Annotated in this window: 14 protein-coding genes, 2 tRNA genes, 1 pseudogene and 1 other annotated feature; of the genes and pseudogenes, 2 read left to right on the top strand and 15 right to left on the bottom strand. The window is 40.3% G+C overall.

What is annotated here, in order from left to right:
• Positions 1-15: 15 nt before the first annotated feature.
• A complete protein-coding gene (gene ilvN, locus AUL54_RS17125) occupies positions 16-534 on the bottom strand; it encodes an acetolactate synthase small subunit (protein ID WP_016938753.1) in 519 nt (172 codons plus the stop codon).
• Complete coding sequence (gene ilvB / locus AUL54_RS17120) at positions 531-2255, bottom strand: acetolactate synthase large subunit (protein WP_060965128.1); 1725 nt, start codon at positions 2253-2255, stop codon at positions 531-533. The genes ilvN and ilvB overlap by 4 nt, the downstream gene beginning before the upstream one ends.
• Positions 2256-2374: 119 nt before the next feature.
• Positions 2375-2628: a binding site (T-box leader), on the bottom strand.
• A 425-nt stretch (positions 2629-3053) separates the two neighbouring features.
• Between ilvB and AUL54_RS17110 the strand changes: the two genes are divergently transcribed.
• A complete protein-coding gene (locus tag AUL54_RS17110; protein ID WP_060964623.1) occupies positions 3054-3404 on the top strand; it encodes a hypothetical protein in 351 nt (116 codons plus the stop codon).
• Positions 3405-3441: 37 nt separating this feature from the next.
• Here the strand turns inward: AUL54_RS17110 and AUL54_RS17105 are convergent, their stop codons facing one another.
• Positions 3442-3627, bottom strand: coding sequence for a hypothetical protein (locus AUL54_RS17105; RefSeq protein ID WP_060964622.1), 186 nt, complete (start codon positions 3625-3627; stop codon positions 3442-3444).
• Positions 3628-4152: 525 nt separating this feature from the next.
• On the opposite strand from AUL54_RS17105, the gene AUL54_RS17100 reads away from it, so the two are divergent.
• Positions 4153-4341 (top strand): hypothetical protein, encoded by a 189-nt coding sequence (locus AUL54_RS17100; protein ID WP_060964621.1) that lies wholly within the window; start codon positions 4153-4155, stop codon positions 4339-4341.
• A 242-nt stretch (positions 4342-4583) separates the two neighbouring features.
• Here AUL54_RS17100 and AUL54_RS17095 read toward each other — a convergent pair whose 3' ends face one another.
• The 12 genes and pseudogenes from AUL54_RS17095 to AUL54_RS17040 all read right to left on the bottom strand — a co-directional run bounded on the left by AUL54_RS17095 (position 4584) and on the right by AUL54_RS17040 (position 17890).
• Positions 4584-6200, bottom strand: a complete 1617-nt coding sequence (locus AUL54_RS17095; RefSeq protein WP_060964620.1) for a DUF6119 family protein — start codon at positions 6198-6200, stop codon at positions 4584-4586.
• 308 nt (positions 6201-6508) lie between these two features.
• The gene (locus AUL54_RS21985; RefSeq protein WP_420913153.1) at positions 6509-6634 is read right to left on the bottom strand and encodes a helix-turn-helix domain-containing protein; all 126 of its coding nucleotides are present in this window, start codon (positions 6632-6634) and stop codon (positions 6509-6511) included.
• A 114-nt stretch (positions 6635-6748) separates the two neighbouring features.
• Positions 6749-7032: pseudogene (locus tag AUL54_RS21980) on the bottom strand (recombinase family protein); the annotation flags it as partial.
• Between the two features lie 530 nt (positions 7033-7562).
• Complete coding sequence (locus AUL54_RS17085) at positions 7563-9032, bottom strand: restriction endonuclease subunit S (RefSeq protein WP_060964619.1); 1470 nt, start codon at positions 9030-9032, stop codon at positions 7563-7565.
• Positions 9029-10459 (bottom strand): class I SAM-dependent DNA methyltransferase, encoded by a 1431-nt coding sequence (locus tag AUL54_RS17080; protein ID WP_060964618.1) that lies wholly within the window; start codon positions 10457-10459, stop codon positions 9029-9031. Before AUL54_RS17080 ends, AUL54_RS17085 begins: the two co-directional genes overlap by 4 nt.
• Positions 10460-10591: 132 nt before the next feature.
• Positions 10592-13798, bottom strand: a complete 3207-nt coding sequence (hsdR, locus tag AUL54_RS17075) for a type I restriction-modification system endonuclease (RefSeq protein WP_060964617.1) — start codon at positions 13796-13798, stop codon at positions 10592-10594.
• A 638-nt stretch (positions 13799-14436) separates the two neighbouring features.
• Positions 14437-14510: transfer RNA gene (locus tag AUL54_RS17065), tRNA-Arg, on the bottom strand.
• A 124-nt stretch (positions 14511-14634) separates the two neighbouring features.
• Positions 14635-14708, bottom strand: a tRNA-Arg gene (locus AUL54_RS17060).
• Between the two features lie 113 nt (positions 14709-14821).
• On the bottom strand, positions 14822-15331 hold the full coding sequence (locus AUL54_RS17055) for a YfcE family phosphodiesterase (protein WP_060964615.1): 510 nt from the start codon (positions 15329-15331) through the stop codon (positions 14822-14824).
• Positions 15332-15347: 16 nt separating this feature from the next.
• The gene (locus tag AUL54_RS17050; RefSeq protein ID WP_088030569.1) at positions 15348-15944 is read right to left on the bottom strand and encodes an XTP/dITP diphosphatase; all 597 of its coding nucleotides are present in this window, start codon (positions 15942-15944) and stop codon (positions 15348-15350) included.
• Positions 15945-15956: 12 nt separating this feature from the next.
• Positions 15957-16694, bottom strand: coding sequence for a ribonuclease PH (rph, locus tag AUL54_RS17045; protein WP_016938746.1), 738 nt, complete (start codon positions 16692-16694; stop codon positions 15957-15959).
• 110 nt (positions 16695-16804) lie between these two features.
• Entirely contained in the window at positions 16805-17890 is a 1086-nt protein-coding gene (locus AUL54_RS17040) for a GerMN domain-containing protein (protein ID WP_045925258.1), read from the bottom strand.
• Between the last annotated feature and the right edge of the window lie 20 nt (positions 17891-17910).

Raw genomic sequence — 17910 nt, 5'->3', positions numbered from 1 at the left:
TCTCCCTTTTTTGTGTTATACAATAGAAATTGTTTTATTGGATGACGCCTTTTGCTGGGTTCCCCTCGCAAAAGCCGTTGTGCCTGTTCTCGCGATTTCTTTAATGCCGTAAGGTTTGAGAAGCTCTATAAGGGCTTCGATTTTATCAGACTCGCCCGTGACCTGAACGACGATGCTGTCCTTTGAGACATCAACGACGGAAGCTCTGAACGGCTCAATGATTCCATTGATTTCCGTTCTGGTCGGCGGTGCAGAAACAACTTTAATCAGTGCAAGCTCACGCTGTACGATTGATTGGTTTGTAATATCCGTCACTTTCAGGACGTCAATTTGTTTGTTAAGCTGCTTTGTCAGCTGCTCAACGTCGTTTTCGCCTTCCACATGGACGACAAATGTAATCCTTGAAACACCGCTTGTTTCCGTATGGCCTACAGTAATGCTTTCGATATTATAGTGTCTTTTTGTAAACAGGCCGGTGATCCGGTTTAATACCCCCGAGCGGTTGACCACCGTTAATGTGATAATGCGTTTCAAGGTTTCACCCCCACCATTTCATGAAGTCCTTTACCCGGCGCAATCATCGGGAATACTTTTTCGCTTTTGGCGACCCGGACATCAATAACGGCCGGCTCTTTTGATGAAAGCGCCTTTTGCAGCTCTTTTTCCGCCTCTTCTTCTGATGTAATCCGGATGCCTTTAATGCCGTAGGCTTCTGACAATTTGACAAAGTCAGGCTGCGCTGAGAATTTGGATTCAGAGTAGCGTTCTTCATAGAAGATTTCCTGCCACTGTCTGACCATGCCCAGGCATCCATTGTTCAAAATAATCACTTTGACCGGAAGATTCAGCTGCCGGATGACATCTAACTCCTGCAGGGTCATCTGAAAACCGCCGTCTCCGAGGATGGCAACGACCGTGGCGTTACGATCAGCCAGCTGCGCTCCGATAGCCGCCGGAAGGCCGAAGCCCATTGTGCCGAGCCCTCCCGAGGTCACCCACTTATCAGCCTTTCGGAAAGGATAGAACTGAGCCGCCCACATCTGGTGCTGGCCGACATCCGTCGCCACAATCGCCTCTCCGTTTGTGAATTGGTGAATATACTCAATCAGCTTTTGGGGTTTTAAGCCCTCTTCACTGTCGTCTGTATACCAGAGCGGATATTCTTCTTTCCATTCGGAAAGCTGCTGTTTCCATTCATCTGACTGTCCCTGTTTTCCGTTTTGCTTCAATAGTTCCTGAAGGACGATTTTACTGTCGCCGACCACCGGGATCTGCGTTTCGATAATTTTTCCGATTTCAGCCGGATCAATATCGATGTGCGCCACTTTGGCCGATTTTGCAAAATGCTTCAGATTTCCTGTCACACGATCATCGAACCGAGCTCCGATGCTGATCAGCAAGTCACAGTGATAAAGCGCCATATTCGCTGTGTATGTGCCGTGCATTCCCGCCATCCCCAGAAAGAGAGGATGATCTGCCGGGAAACCGCCCAGACCGAGAAGCGTGTGGGCTACCGGTATTTGCTGCTGTTCGGCATAATTTTTTAAATCTTCTGAAGCTTTACCGTGCAAAACACCCGCTCCGGCTAAAATAACCGGCTTTTTCGCACTGCTGACAGCTTCTACGAGCTTTCGGATCTGCAGATAGTTAGGCTCTTTTACCAGCTGATAACCCGGAAGATTGATCTCATGATCATATCTGAATTCCCCTTCAAATGCTGCGACATCCTTCGGAATATCAATTAATACCGGACCCGGTCTTCCCGTCGTGGCGATATGGAAAGCCTCTTTGATCACACGGGGAAGATCTTCCGGACGGCGGACCTGATAGCTGTGTTTCGTAATCGGCATCGTAATTCCTAAAATGTCGGCTTCCTGGAAAGCGTCGCTGCCGATGACCGAAGTGGCCACCTGGCCTGTAAACACTACGAGCGGCAGTGAATCAATCATCGCGTCCGCAAGACCGGTCACTAAGTTTGTCGCTCCGGGTCCTGAAGTAGCGATGACAACCCCCGGCTTCCCTGAGACTCTCGCATACCCTTCGGCCGCATGAATCGCGCCTTGCTCGTGCCGGGGCAGGATGTGAACCAATCCTGATTGATAAAGCTTATCGTAAATCGGAAGAACGGCTCCCCCCGGATATCCGAAGATCATTTCGACTTTTTCTTTCTTTAATGATTCAATCAGCATCAGAGCCCCGTTCATTGTCTTTGTACAATCGGCAGACGTAGTATCCGCCTGTACATTTGTGCCCATTTTCAGTTCCTCCTTTTCAATGTTCCCTTCTAAAATCAAATTCATAAAACGCAGCGCCGGCTGACGCAAATAAAAAAGCCTTCCCACCCACATTCAGCCAAGCATTTCATGCGATAGCCAAAAGGGGCGAAAAGGCTTTGCTTTCCGCGGTACCACCCTTGTTTACGGTCATATGAAGACCGTCTCATGGATAAATTACTATCCGTTTTGATAACGAGTAAACGTTGCGTTCACTCGGCCGAGTCCTACTCTTCACATTTCAGACCGGCACTCTGAGGTGAGTTCACTTTGCTTTGTTTTTGCCGGCTCTCAGCGTTACCGGCTCTCTGTAAAAAACTTCTGCAAAGCTACTTATCCTCTTCTGCGCTTTTTATTATGGCAGCTCTTTTATTTAAAAAAAGAACCCTCATTTGTTTGTTTTTCAGTGTTTTATGATTTTTCTTTTTAGTGTGAATCATTTATTTATTTTTGTTTGAACTCATATTACGCCCGTTTGCAGACAGTGTCAACAGCATTTTTATAATTATTAGACAATTTAGATTAATCAATCTATTTTGTATACGCTTTCATTACTGGTACAAAGGGATCTGTAAATGTTAAAAGTTTTTATCATTTTTTTGTTAATCTCTCAAGATTACATGAAATTTTTCCGTTCTTATACGATTATGTCACATTTTATTACACAATTTTTCATGTTCTTTCCGGTCTGCTTGTCAGATATTCCGTTCAGATTGAACAGGCTCTTTATACAGACATACGCATACACTGTTCTTATCTCGTGAAGAAATGAGTGATGTCATGAATAAGATGTTATCAGGCATGCAAGGCCTGCCACCCGGATTTCCGCCTTTACCGGTTCTGCCGCCGCAGTCTTATTATCCTCCGGCACCGATGCATACAGCTCCGTTTCAGGGCGGCCCTTCTTTTCAGCAGGGATTTCCATCATCCGGATACGGACAGCAGACCCCGCAAAGCTCGCTGTCATTCGCCGGGCAGCAATTCGTCCCATACCCTTATACAAGCGGGTACTACGGTCAAACCTTCAGTGATGTCGGCGGAAGCCTCGGCGCAGGGTCCCATCCCGGCGCGCTCGGGGGCGGTTTCAGCGGCCATGCCGGAGGCTTCAGCGCTCCGAGCGGATTCAGATGATATAAAAACCGGTCTCCCACGGCCGGTTTTTTCTTACTTACAGTGTATAACAGTCATTCCATTGATTTATTTCCTGCTCCGTATCGTAATCAGCCTTTGAAACCTCAACAATGATTAAACCGCATTGAGTCATTAAAAATTGTTTCAGTTCCTCAAACAGCTCGTCTTTTCCGCAAAAGATCGTTTCTATCTTGTCATTTCTATATGCAAATGCGTACTTCAAAAGCTAATTCCTCCCGCTGTCTTTCTATCAAATATTAACAAAATTAAATAATAGAAATCAGATATTTTATCACTCAAGGGCGCCTTAAGTATCTTTATACATATATTTCTTACGGTAAATATTTCATTAAGTTTCATTTATATTAAAATTTCTTTACAATTTTCATTAAATACAGGACTTTTATTTCATAAAATAAAAAACAAATACAAAAAAACCTCAAACCCATTGTCAGGGCTTGAGGTTTTTTATTATACGTCCCAGGAGAGATTCGAACTCCCGACCGACGGCTTAGAAGGCCGTTGCTCTATCCGGCCTTTATCCTTTATATATCGCTATTCGTTTACATTCATGTATAACGGTCACTTTCCGAACTTTGACCGATTGACATAATTTCTATTATATTTGCTTACACTTTATAATTCAAGCATTCATATAGTAAAAAACAATCCTATTGAAAAGGCAATACAGTTGTACTTAAATCTGCTATATTAAAAGGTAAAGGTATTTATTTAAAGGAGTGATTCCATGAGAGATAACAAAGAATGTTGTCCCTATTGCAATGCTGATTTGAAAAGAGAACCTATTCCTAAAGAATCGCAGAAAGTATATGGATCTGCCCATTTCATACGAAAAATTGGTATCAATAGTATCGAAGGTGATCGGATTATTAAATGGAAATGTCCAGACTGTAATAAAGAATGGGATAGAGATTGATTATTTGTCCAACAAAAGCATAAATCAGATAAGGCTGGTTTTGATAATAAATAAAATCGATATTTCATTAATATAAAGGTGAACTTTTCCCCAATAAAAAATCTAAATCAGAACTAGGTTAGATGCAGGTTCAAAAATACATTCAGTTTACAAGTCAAAACAAAAGTAGAATGATAATTCATGAAAAGTCACATTGCGTGGAGAATCGGGTGTATACACCCATTTTTGTTAAAGGGAGTTTACTATCCAACGGCAACTTCTTCATTGTTTGCATCAACATTATTATCTATTTCTCTTCTGATTTTCAATTGAGTTACATGGTACCTTATATTGCGTAAGTGCTTTACAGATTGCATCATATTTAATTTAGAGAAAAATGGTAACCTTTCATGAAGCTCTCTATCACTAGAGTCAATAATTGCATAAACAACTTCAATCTCAGAAGGATCATAATGATCCTCACTAATGTATTCAACATAGCCCTCATTAATTTCTGATATTTTCTCTCTACTTGCTTTTCTAAAATCAACGTCTTGAAACAAACTCTCACTAGATACCCTACCTTGAGAAAACAAATGACTTAATGTTGAAGAGCTTTTCCAAGGTTTCACATGAATAAGATGTTTTTCATTACTCATTAAATCACATATTTCAATTTTACTTCCTTGGTACATAACATTTTTTGTATCGAGGGTAATCATATTTGTGACTTCTTGTCCAACTCTTAGATTATATTCCCCTTCTTTTTCCTCTTGTTTACAAGGAGGTAAGTCAATTGAAGAAGTTGGTATATTCCTAACATATTCTTCTACTGAAGTTGCAAAGTCATGATTTATCTTGAACCAAATTCCTACTGTTAGGACATATATTTCATCTTCATAAACTGTTTCAAATACTACACAGTCATATAGCTTCCATTTTGCTACTCTATTATCATTACTATTATCCCAAGTATAGACAGAGTGACATTTAAACTTTTCTAAATCAAATTCGTCAAATTTAGTGATGTAATCGAAATATTCTTCAATACTCAAGTCATTTATTTTATTACCATGCTCAGTAAATGAAAAACCTCCAATATCGTTCCAGTCAATAATTTCTGGTGGTGCTATATGCAATTTGTTCTCTTCTCGAACATTAATATTATCAATCAACTTCTGATCCAGTTCTCTCTTCAGAACGCTATCATTTACTATTTGTAAATTATCAACCCAGCTAAAATTCTCTCTATAACTATCACTGTTATACTTTTCTTTTAAAATGGTACATATTACTCCAAATTTCCTGAAGTCATCTTCAAAGTCATAACTGAACTGGACGGATTCTCTACCAGTAATTATTGTTCCAAAGTCCTCATTGGTCGGCTCGCCAGTAACCGATTTTAGAAAATCTTTAACAACATCGATTCCAAATGTATTAACATTTGTAGTTCTGCTGGTTTGTGTTCTTGAGTGTATTGTCATTTCACTTATAGTCGCTGTATCTATACTTCTCAATTTTTGAGGATCAACGCTGTTCAATACAACTTTTATTCCAAAATCCTTAACAATTGCCTCATCTTTCAATAAGTATCTTCCAAATCCAAAAGGGAATGCAAAAATACGATCATTACTTCTAACAAATAATATTGCTCTTGACGAGCTATTAAGTAACTCAGGCAAGTCACTATTTGAACCACTTTGCAATAGCTGTAACCATTGAGGGGAATTTTTTGAAGTGTATCCTACAACGATTATACCATTTAGGTTTAATTCTTCATTTAATTGATAATATTCTACTTCTATGTCTTCTCTGATTACATCTCTAAATTCATAGTATTCCTCTTTAATTAAATAACTTGTAATACTTAGCCTAGCCATCCTCTTCCCCTCCACAATACCTCAATATTCCGACTATTCTCATTATACCACAATCAGGAATTTTCCCCCTTAAGTTTCGACAGACAATTACAACTGCTTAAACTTAATACAATCACAAAGTAAGTCCAAAAAAGTAATCCGCCCTTCAAGAATGAAAACTGAAGCTATTTCATATTTAAACTTCCTTATACCTAAAGACGGAATTCCATTATGTCTCGATTTTTTGTGATGTGTGGCTTAAGCGACATAGGGTTCACCGCAAATGATCCACATGAAACTGTGGAAATTACGCCCCCATACCCTTCGAACTAAAAAAGACCCCATGGGAGTCCCTTATCAACAGACTGCATATGCTCTTTTATTAGTTTATCTAGTGTTGGTCTTGATAATCCTAGTTCCTTTGCTAACTGAGTCTTGGACACTTCTCGTTTCATATACCACTGATAATGCTTGCCGAAGTCTGGGATTGATACTTCTTTTCTTCCTTTATATTTCCCTTCGGCTTTGGCTATGGCAATACCTTCCCGCTGTCTCTCAAGCATATTTTCACGTTCAAAATCATTAATAGCACTAATCATCTTGAACATCAATCTACCTGTTGCAGTTGAGGATCAATATTCTCTTTAATCGATACTAATTGAACTCCTTTTGACTCTAATAGTTCGACTAGCTCTAACAAGTCTTTTGTGGATCGTGCTAATCTTGAGAAATCTGCAACATAGATTGTATCACCTTCTCTTGCAAAGTCTAACATCTCTTGTAGCTTTGGCCTGTCTGTATTTTTTGCTGAGACTTTCTCTTGATACTCCTTATCTATTTTGCATTTCTTTATTGCTTCAACTTGTCTTGCTTCGTTCTGTTCAACTGTTGATACTCTGATATACGCTATTGTTCATGTTCATCGTTCTTCCGTGCTTATCTGATGAATCAAAGATAGCATAATGTAAAATTAGGATCAATAACTTTATTTACATTATGTTAATCAATTATTTTATCAACTTCAAATTTACACCTCACTAATGTCCATCCGCTGTAAGCTTAAGGCACGCTCTAAATTTACAAATAGCTTATCGAAAACAACATAATAAAGGCAGCGGTATCTTTTCTTTGATATCACTTATAAGTCTACCCCTCTGCTATCGATATCATTATAGAACTTGAATAAGGTTTCACTGCAATTCTTATTACTTTACCATGCTAAATCATATTGATAATGTGAGTCGTGTCGGAAATTTACCGATTGTCAGTTTGTGAATGAGAGTGGTTTCTGTATCAAACCAAGACACCAACATACCCAATACCACAACTAGGCATGTATGCAACCATAAAAGACATCCAATTAATTTGGATGCCTTCTTATAACTATTTTACTTGTTCTTGTAGCACTTCTTTCAGCAATTCAATAGCACTTTCTTCACCTGGGTCATTTGTTCCCAGTTCACCTCGGAATGCTTTAGAGAGGATAGATTGCTTTAGTGCTTCAATATTCTCTTCTACGAGAATCATTTCTTTTTGTTTGCTTTCTAGTTCTCGATAATTATTAAGCCAGTTTGTAATTTCCATAACTTCTTCCTGCGAAGGTAAAGGAATCGGTAAAGAAGCCAGTTTTTGTGAGTTAATATTAGCTTGTCCAACCTGTTGGGTAACCATTGATAGAAGTATTTTGCGTCCTACATGGCTATTAATATAATGAGAAACGTAACTAGCTAAAAAATCTTTATAAAACAATCGAACTCTGATTAGATAAGATGCAAATGTAAATCTCTCTGAGACATCTTCTGTTATTACAGACGTTTTACCAACTAATTCATAACTATTTGTCCTATTAAATAATAAATCATTAGTTTGTAAATCATATTTTAAAACATCTTCATGATTGTTCGGGAGATACTTCAAGTTATTTAGTTCAAGATAACCATCAACAATATTCCCCATTCTTAATACTGGTGTTCCAGTTACGTCATCATTTGTTTTAGCAGATGTGCCATATGTAGATGCTTCAATTAGGTCATTTAAGCGCACCCACTTCCATTCTTTTGGCAATTTATATAGCTTTTCTAAAATACTTGAGTCTAATTGGTCTTTATACTTTGTTTTTGTTCCTTCTTTTAATAGATTTATTTGTTCAATCCATTCATTAGCCGTAGTTATATCGGCATTTTCCCCTCTCCACTTCCTCGTCAATTCCCCACGAAACGCCTTATCCAAAATAGCCGCTCGACGAAGTTCAAACGTTTCCTTCGCTTCCTCAATCAACTGCTTTGCTTCTTCAATTTTACTTAAAAGACGCTCCACTTTCTCAGCAATGCGTTTTTGTTCATTTAATGGCGGCAAGGGCATTTTAAAATAAGATAAATCATTTTTATTAAAACCCGACTGTGCAGAACGAGATATACCCATTAAAGGAATTTGAAAGTGTTCAGATTTCAATAGCCAAAATAAAAATTTCTTATCAACTTTTCCCTTTGGATAAACGACTTTTGCCAAAGCGACATTATAAGCACCACTTAGTCCTGTTAATATCCTTCCAATTGATGCACCATATCTTGCTATTAGAATATCTTCTTCTTTCATTTTTCTTAGCTTTTGAGTATTCGGGATATATGTCTTATATTTATCAGAAGAAAAGTCCCTAATTTGAACTAACCTAACGTATCCTTCTCTCTCTTCATCAACAAATTGGCTTTTTGGGGGCTGAGTGCCACCTTGTACATCAAATATGGAAGTGAATTTGAAATATACCCAGTTCTCAGGAACTTCATAAGTCTGCTCTTCCTTTGGAACTAAAGCTTCTTCTAACAACTCTTCAATGGTCTTTTTCTTCTTACTCACTTTGCGACCACCTCATCTTCTTCCACTGCTCGAAGTTCTTCTACTACTTCACTTAATAATTCCATCGCCTGCTGAAGTTTCACTATCGCTTCTTCTGCTGATGCAATTGGGTCTGGCAAGTTGTCGTATGAAGATAATGATTCATCTGCAATTAATCCTATATCTAAACTATCATCTTTTTTTGTGATATCTTCTCGTGTAAATACATTCCAACGCTCATCTTCTATTTTAGAACGGTCTTTAGCTACATATGCCTTCATGAAGTTTTCAAAATGAGCCATTGTTAGTTGATTACGTTTGCCAAATGAATTCATATTTGTCCGAAGATCATATACCCAGACATCTTTCGTGTTATCTTGGTCTGTTGTTCCTCTTGTAAAGAACAAGACATTTGTTTTTACACCTTGTGCGTAGAATATACCTGTTGGTAATCGTAAAATCGTGTGTAGATTACATTTGTTCATCAAGTCACGACGAATTTGTGCGCCAATACCGCTTTCGAACAACACGTTGTCGGGCAAGACAACCGCTGCTCTTGCATTTCCATCATCTTTTAAAGCGTTATAAATTAACTGCAAGAAATTCAACTGTTTGTTCGATGTTTCAAACGTTAAATCGTCACGGGATACCCGTTCCCCGCCTTTTTTTGTACCGAACGGCGGGTTTGTTAAAATAACATCAAAGTTCTTCATCCATTTCCCGTTACCCGATAAAGTATCGCCTTGTTCCAACCGTCCTTCGATATTATGAAGCAACGCATTCATGAGTGCCAGACGATGCGTATCTTTAACAAGTTCCATACCTACAAAAGCTTCTTTCTTTTGGAACTCGGCTTCTTGTGGTTCTATATCGAAGTAGTCATCTGTTTGATTCTTTAAATATTGGTCTGCAGCAATCATGAAACCGAATGTTCCAGCTGCAGGGTCAGCACACCGCTCACCAATTTTCGGGTCAATTAATTGAACCATCACATCAATTAATACACGAGGTGTGAAGTATTGCCCCGCTCCCGATTTCTTTTCACTGGCATTCTTCTCTAACAATCCTTCATAAAGATTGCCCAGTCCTTCTTCTTTTGCATTGTACCAATCAAGCGCATCAATCGATTTAATAATTTTCTCTAAGTTTTTCGGCTCAGCAATACTTGTAGAAGCATCACTGTATATTAGACGCAGCCGCTCATTTTCACTGCTTCCTAATTCAAGTAACAATCGCTGATAAAATGTCTTTAATCCCAAACCTTCTTTATCTAACAAATCATCCCAACGATATCCTTCTGGAATCACACCTTCTGTTTCTTGCTCCTTCATCATTTTGAGGAATAATAAGTAGGTTAACTCTGTTACATATTGCTGATAGGTAATCCCATCATCACGTAACACATTACATAAATTCCATAGTTTTTGAACGATTTCTTGGTTGTTCATTTATTTTCCTCCTGCTAACTCCGTGTATATTTTAATTTTGGATTCTCATTCAAACGTCATTAATGTGAAAATCAAAGGTAAAGTAACTTATCTATTATAACTTAAAAAGTGCCCCTATGAAGAGGCACATTGTTAACTAATATAAAGGTTCTCATTTATAGTGGTAACAACCGCATCAATATAGTCACCGAACTCCCGCTTCAGCAATTTATAGCCGCCCGGAGTTTTAAATGGTTCTTCCGAGAATGCCTCTTCTGCAGTTGGTGCTAATACAGGCACTTTAAGTAACTGTTTTTCAATTCTCTCTAACCACTTCTTCTGCCTTGGAGTCCAATCATGCAGTGAATACACTTTTTGCATCGCCTGTTTAATACGTGCTTCATGGGCAACTAGTGCTTCACCTAATGCAGCTTGGCGAATAAAGCTAATAATGTCTGCTGCAATGTCTTCATTTTTTGTCTGCTTCCAAGCTGTCTGCAAATGAGATTGCTTAAAGCCTTTCGTTTCTAGAATGGTAATAAGTTCTCGTAAATTCTGCCTTGTTAAATCTTTCGGTCGTGTGCAAATAAGATGAAGAGCGGGAATTTCATTAATATTTTCTTGGATAAAACGAACGAAACCTTCTAAATAATCTTCTGGTCTCTTGTTTCCTTCACCGTATCCCCGAACCACATCTGTTACTTCATCCTCTTTGTTGGAGATATATCGTTTCTCGCCTTTTACCCGATAGGCTTCCATATATTCAAATAACATGTTGTGCTGTTTTGCTTCTTGTGGCGTATACGTTTGAATTTCTTTCGCCCACTCATCCACATTTTTTCCATTCGACAATTCTTCAAACTTTTGTTTTCCTTCTTCATTCAGCCTTTGCTTGCGACGCTGAATTTTTGCTGCCAATTGGTCACGATAAAACGAAGCTTCATCTTCTACAGTAGCATTGGCAAGTGATTCATATAGTTCACCGATACTGTAATTTTGTTTCTTTACAACAGGTTTCATCTCTGTATAGCTTTGCAATTTATCGTAGATGCCCACTGCATCGTAAATGTTAAAATGTGTTTTTCCAATGTCGGGACAAAGACGGGTTGCACGTCCAAGCATTTGGTCATAAAGAATACGAGACTGTATACGCCGTAAGAATACTAGATTTGTTATTGGAGGAACGTCAATGCCTGTGGTGAGTAAATCAACCGTTACAACGACATTTGGCAGCCGCTCGTTCTTAAACCTTTTAATGGCATCTAATGGCTTATAGATATAGCCAGTAATTTTCATAATAGCATCATCTTCAATTTCATCGCCACGTTCTTTAAAGGCTTCCTTTAATAACCGAACAACTAAATCTGCGTGTTGGTCAGTGGCTGCAAAGATAAGAGTTTTCTCTTTTCCTGTCGGATCAATGTATTCAACCAGTTTGTTTAGAACCGCCCGATTAAAAGGTTCAGTAATTACCCGTTTATTAAACTGCTCAACCTCAAAATGAATGGTATCTTCCATTTTTTCTAGTTGAATCTCGCCTTTATCAACATCATACACTTCAACTTCTTCGTCTTTTTCAAGAGTAATGCCGACTTGTGAAAGTTCTGTCTTAAACAGATATGGTGGTTCATGGTCAACTAAGTAGCCATCCAGAACTGCTTCACTATAAGAATACTTAAAAATAGGCATACCAAAAATCTCTGTTGTATGAAGAGCTGGTGTTGCAGTAAGTCCTAAACATGCCGCATCAAAATAATCAATTACACGTCGATATTGGCTAATATAATCATTTTGGTCACGGAATTCCAATTCTTCCTCTGACATTTCTTTGTCACTTGTATAACCACGATGTGCTTCATCTACAATGATGAAATCATACTGCCCAACACTTGGAAGCTTTTCGTTATCGCTATAGAAAAGTCTTCTGACCATACCCTGCACCGTCGCAATTTGCACCTTCGTTTCAACTTCTGGAGACATGTCTTCTAAAGACTTTACATCGTATATATCAGCAAATGAGTAGCCTTCAATTTTTGTATCCTTAAGTGCATCCTCTGTCTGTTTTCCTAACGAATTACGGTCTACAAGGAAAAGAATACGACGACATTTTTTGGACTTAATTAAGCGATACATGAGGGCGATAGCTGTACGAGTTTTCCCAGTTCCCGTTGCCATCGCAATAAGCATTCTTCGTTGCCCTTCTTTTAATCCCTCTTCAGCGGAAAGTACCGCTCTTTGCTGATAATGACGCAAACCAAACTTCGTAATATCCTCTTCTTCTAACCGTTTATTTGCATCCTTATCATCTTGACTAAGAAGCAGCTGCAAGTCATCAGGTGAATGCCAGCCTTCTAATGGGCGAGCATGTTCTAACGGTTTGCGTGAATCCCAAAACCAGATGCCCGACTCTTCTTGAAGTTGTCTCAAGTATGGTCGGCCGTTCGTTGCGTATAAAAACGGCACTTTATATTCACCTGTTGTAGGTGTGATGACTTCATCTTCGACTTGTGCCACATTTTTTGCATACACTTTTGTTTGACTTTCTAATGCGCCAGGAATCGTTTTCTTTTTTGCCTTAGCTTCAATAAAGCCAACAAGCTTTAAGCCAATAAACAACGCATAGTCAACCCTGCCGCCATTGACCTTCCATTCAGCAATTGCCATGTTTCGATTTTTCTCTGGCAGCGTTCCGTTCTTTTGATGATTGAGTACAGTTGTGTCTACTTCCCACCCAACAGCACGTAGTTTTCCATCAATAATCGTACGTGTTTCAGCTTCAGTTAATTGCTGTCGACACATAAAGTTTTTGGATATCTTTTTACGCTCGATTTTTACCTCTTCTTGTTCCACTTCCGCCTGTCGACGAATTGCCTCTAATTCTTCTTCAAGCTTTTTGACTTTCTCCTCATATTCTCGCTGAAGTGTTTCTGTACTCTGTTCTACTTGTTCTTGAGGTTCTACATACTCTGGTGCTTGAAAATCCCAATCACTATATACCTCCATGAACCAAATGGACAAGCGGAACGCTAATTGCAACAAAGCCTTTGCTTCTTCTACTTTTCCATAATCCGCTTCATGCATCGCTACATTCCCTTTGCGACGAAGAGCCTCTAATATATCAATTAATTCAGGCTCAAGTAACCTTTCCCGACGCAAAGTGTTAATGCGATCCACTTGTATTGTACCATATGCCTCTTTAATATTTTCAGCGGCAAGAATAAATTTAGTTAGTGTTTCAGCGAACAATCGCAGTTTCATTACTGTTGTATGGGGGTCATGATATACATTTCTCTCAGCTGTCTCTCCCAAATTAGCAAGTACATCCCATTTCCCTTGAAAAAATGAAAAGTTGCCACTCATTGTTATCACCGGTTTTCCTAAAAGGTTGTTTGTGTCTATTATACTATAATCATGCAAAAATTAGGAATAATATGTATCGCTTTTTTTCTACTCTGCTCCTTAGTTTAGGTTCATTCTTTAACCAAGTGAATAAAAGACGGGTTTTATTAGTTATTGTTTAAATATCGAGGCTACGACATCAGATTTGATCGATAAAAAGAAGAGCCTCAATTAAGAGACTCCTACAAAGTTTGTGCCTTTTATTGAATAATTGCCGCATCCGCTCCATATATAGATTCTGCAAATGTAACCTCTTAACTCCCAAGTCATAGCCAGCAAAGATATCTTAAAGTTCTTGTTGCAAGTAGAAGAGTCTAATAAATACTTCCTCTCCTCAGTGGCAAATCCAATCTTCTGTTTCTTGTATTCCTGAAGCCTTTGCTTGTGACGTTTCTCAGCCTTTTTCATGATATTTACCTTGCGATTTAACACATAGCAGCTTCATTTTCATTTTCTTTTGGTCACAACAAAAAACCTCCTATATCGAAAGTGATATAAGCCAATAACAGGTGTAATTTCTTACGTGACTGTTATAGTAACCGTTTCACTAAACAATATAGGAGGCTGATTTGACGGCTTTTTCAGCCGGTTTTATTATACGTCCCAGGAGAGATTCGAACTCCCGACCGACGGCTTAGAAGGCCGTTGCTCTATCCGGCTGAGCTACTGGGACATGAAAATCAAATCGTTCTGCTGATCATTTTACCATGATGTCAGCGAATTGACAATATGGTCATCAGATAAAAAAGGCCAGCGTCATCAGTTTTCACTCTGATGTCACCAGCTCTTTTTCTGTACGTCCCAGGAGAGATTCGAACTCCCGACCGACGGCTTAGAAGGCCGTTGCTCTATCCAGCTGAGCTACTGGGACAGGTTTTGCTTTATGTATCAGCGACAAGATTTATTATATACAGGTTCATGTCATAAGTCAATATTTTTTTAGAAACTTTTGATGGGGAAGAAAGAAATCTTCCCCATCAAATGTTAAAAGCTGATTGTATTCCGCAAGTCCTTCAATTCCTGACCCGTTTCGTCGTAAAACGTCACAGTGCCTTCACTTTCTGTAAGAGTAAGAATGGCATAGCTCTTCACATTGCGGACTCTCGGAAGGCGAATGCTGCCAGGGTTAATCAAAAGCTTGCCCCGAAGCACTTCACTCCCGGCAATATGCGAGTGGCCGAAGCAGACGATATCCGCTCCAAGCTCTTCCGCCCGGTAAAAAACAGTTAAAAGTGACTGTTTAATGCCGTGAAGATGTCCGTGTACGGCCAGGATTTTCTTTGAACCGGCGTCCAGCAGGAGCTCCTCCTGAAACCCGCCGCCAAAGTCGCAATTGCCTTTCACCGTGTGATACGGCACAAGCGCCGGGTGTGCGGCATCAAGCTCTGAATCACCGCAATGAATCATCAGATCCGCTTCGGCTTCGTGCCGCTTCGAGATCGTCTCCAATTCGTCTTCGAGGCCGTGACTGTCACTTATTATCAGCACTTTCATTGCATTACGCTCCCCCTTACGCGTCAAGCAGCTTTGACAGTTTCTTGAGCGCTTCCGCCCTGTGGCTGATTTTGTTTTTCTCAGCGCTTGTCAGCTGAGCCATTGTTTTATCTTTATCCTTTACAATAAAAATGGGATCATAGCCGAACCCGTTATCTCCTTCGGGTTCTTCTGCTATATATCCTTCAACATGACCTTCAACCGTTTTTGTTTCCTGCCCCGGCATGCTGACGGCAAGGGCGCAGCGGAAACGGGCCGTACGCTGCTCTTTTTCGATGCCTTTTAATTCTGACAGCACCTTGTCCATATTCGCCTTATCATCTTTTGCTTCGCCGGCATAACGGGCTGAATAAACGCCCGGTCTGCCTCCAAGGTTGTCCACTGATAAACCGGAGTCGTCTGCAATGACCATTTTGTTGACGGCTTTTGCCACGGCTTCCGCTTTTAAGATGGCGTTTTCTTCAAAGGTGTGTCCGGTTTCCTCAATTTCTTCCGTAAATCCGATTTCCGCCAAAGAAGAGACGCTGTAGCCTTTCGGTTCGAGTATTTCCTTAAATTCTTTTACTTTTCCCGGATTGTGTGTCGCAATAATAGCTTCTTTCACGCTGATCAGGCCTCTCTTTCTTTATTTCAGTTCAGGCAATGTTTCTCCCAGCACTTCTTTTTGCTTTTGAATAAGCGTCTGGATTCCTTTTTCGGCAAGGCTTAACAGTCCGTTTAAATCTTCACGGGAGAATGTAGCTTCTTCGCCCGTCCCTTGAAGCTCTACAAAACGTCCGCTTCCCGTCATGATGATATTCATGTCGACTTCAGCCGTTGAATCCTCTTCATAATTCAGATCCAAAAGCAGACCTTCTTCTTTATCCATCCCGACAGAAATGGCCGCAAGATAATCTGTCACGGGAGAAGTTTTGATAACGCCGCTTTTTACGAGTTTTCCGGCCGCAATGGCCATTGCCAAGAAGGCGCCGGTAATGGAAGCCGTTCTTGTTCCGCCGTCCGCCTGAATGACGTCACAGTCGATCCAGATCGTCCGTTCGCCGAGCTTTTCCAAATCAACGACGGCCCGAAGCGCACGCCCGATCAGACGCTGGATTTCCATCGTTCTGCCGGAGACCTTTCCTTTTGAAGATTCTCTTATCGTTCTTTGATTCGTGGCGCGGGGAAGCATGCTGTATTCCGCTGTGATCCAGCCTTTTCCTCCGCCGCGCAAAAATGGCGGCACCCGGTCTTCCACAGATGCATTACAGATAACCTTTGTATTTCCCGCTGTAATTAAAACAGAGCCCTCCGGGTGAGTGATAAAATCCAAATCAAATGTGATAGGGCGCAGCTCATCGTGCTGTCTTCCGTCGTGTCTCATATTTTACCTCCGATTATATGTACATAAACCTTTTGTTCCGGATTGTGAATAAAGAAAGAGGCAGCCCGGAACGCTAACCTCTTTTTTACTAGTATATCAAAAATCACAAATTAAAAACTACCCGTATTCACTTGTGACGGTCTCGAAACGGGTTTTGAAAGGGATTCACCCTTTTCATTCACCAGTTCTGATTTTCCGTTTACTTTTATAGAAACACTTTTTATCGACGGCTGTTCTGTTAATGTGAGAACGATGCTGTCCAGCACGCCCGATGATACCATTTTTGTTTTTTCATCGGCGCTTCCGTAAATAGAGCTGTTAAAGTCAAGTGTAACCCGGCCGTCTTTTACTTCCGGTTTGCTGAGCAGCTTAACATCGTTATTAAAGTCCGTCAAAAGCCCGCTTGCTTTGCCCGGCCCGTCGGCGAGCTGTTCAACGGCAGCGGTGATGTCATTTGTTTCCGAATTGTCAATCCGCTTTGTGACAGGCACGTAATATTCGCTCGTCTCTGTTTCCGCCAGATAGTATACAGTCAGCGGATGGGTGTCTGTCAGATCATTCACTCCGGCGGTTTCAATATTAATTCCGTCTTTTCTGCTTAAGTCGCCCGTAATCGGCGTGCCGCCTACAGGCATTTCTTTCAGTTCATGCCCGTTCATTCTGATTTTGACTTTATCTATGGAGCTGAATTGGGTAAGCGTCCATGTAATCGATTGCAGGATTTTTTGTTCGTCTTCTTTTTTATAGTTTTTAAATTCCTTCGAAAAATCAGCGACGGCGGTACCATCTTTTTTAATGTCAACATTTACCGTCGTATCAACAGGAAGCACCGCTCTGAATCCGTTCGGCAGGATTTCTGAGACAGGCCCCCCCTGAACCAAATACTCAAGGGCCTGCTTTGCGGTTCCCTCACTGTTCGGAAGAGGCAGTGTCTGTGCTGCGACATAGCCGTTTTTATCAATCAGATACAGCTCTCTCATGACTGTATTGGCCGGCTGGTCGGCTTTAGACGTGCCGTTTTTTTCTGATTGCTTTGATTTTGCCTGTATCCCCGCTTCACCCTTTACATATGAAATATCTTGAGGCGGGTCAATTTCCCCGGCTGTTTTATCGGATTGAAACAAACCGCATCCTGATAATACAAAAGCCGAAGTAAGACATGTTGCAGCAATGACTGCAGGTCCTTTTTTCAGCATACTTTTCCCTCCTAAGGCTG

Origin of the sequence: Bacillus sp. SDLI1 (assembly GCF_001553895.1) — a bacterium.
In the GTDB taxonomy this organism is placed as follows: Bacteria; Bacillota; Bacilli; order Bacillales; family Bacillaceae; genus Bacillus; species Bacillus siamensis.
Note: the sequence above shows the minus strand (reverse complement) of the source record. Positions and strands in the feature narration are given on the sequence as shown.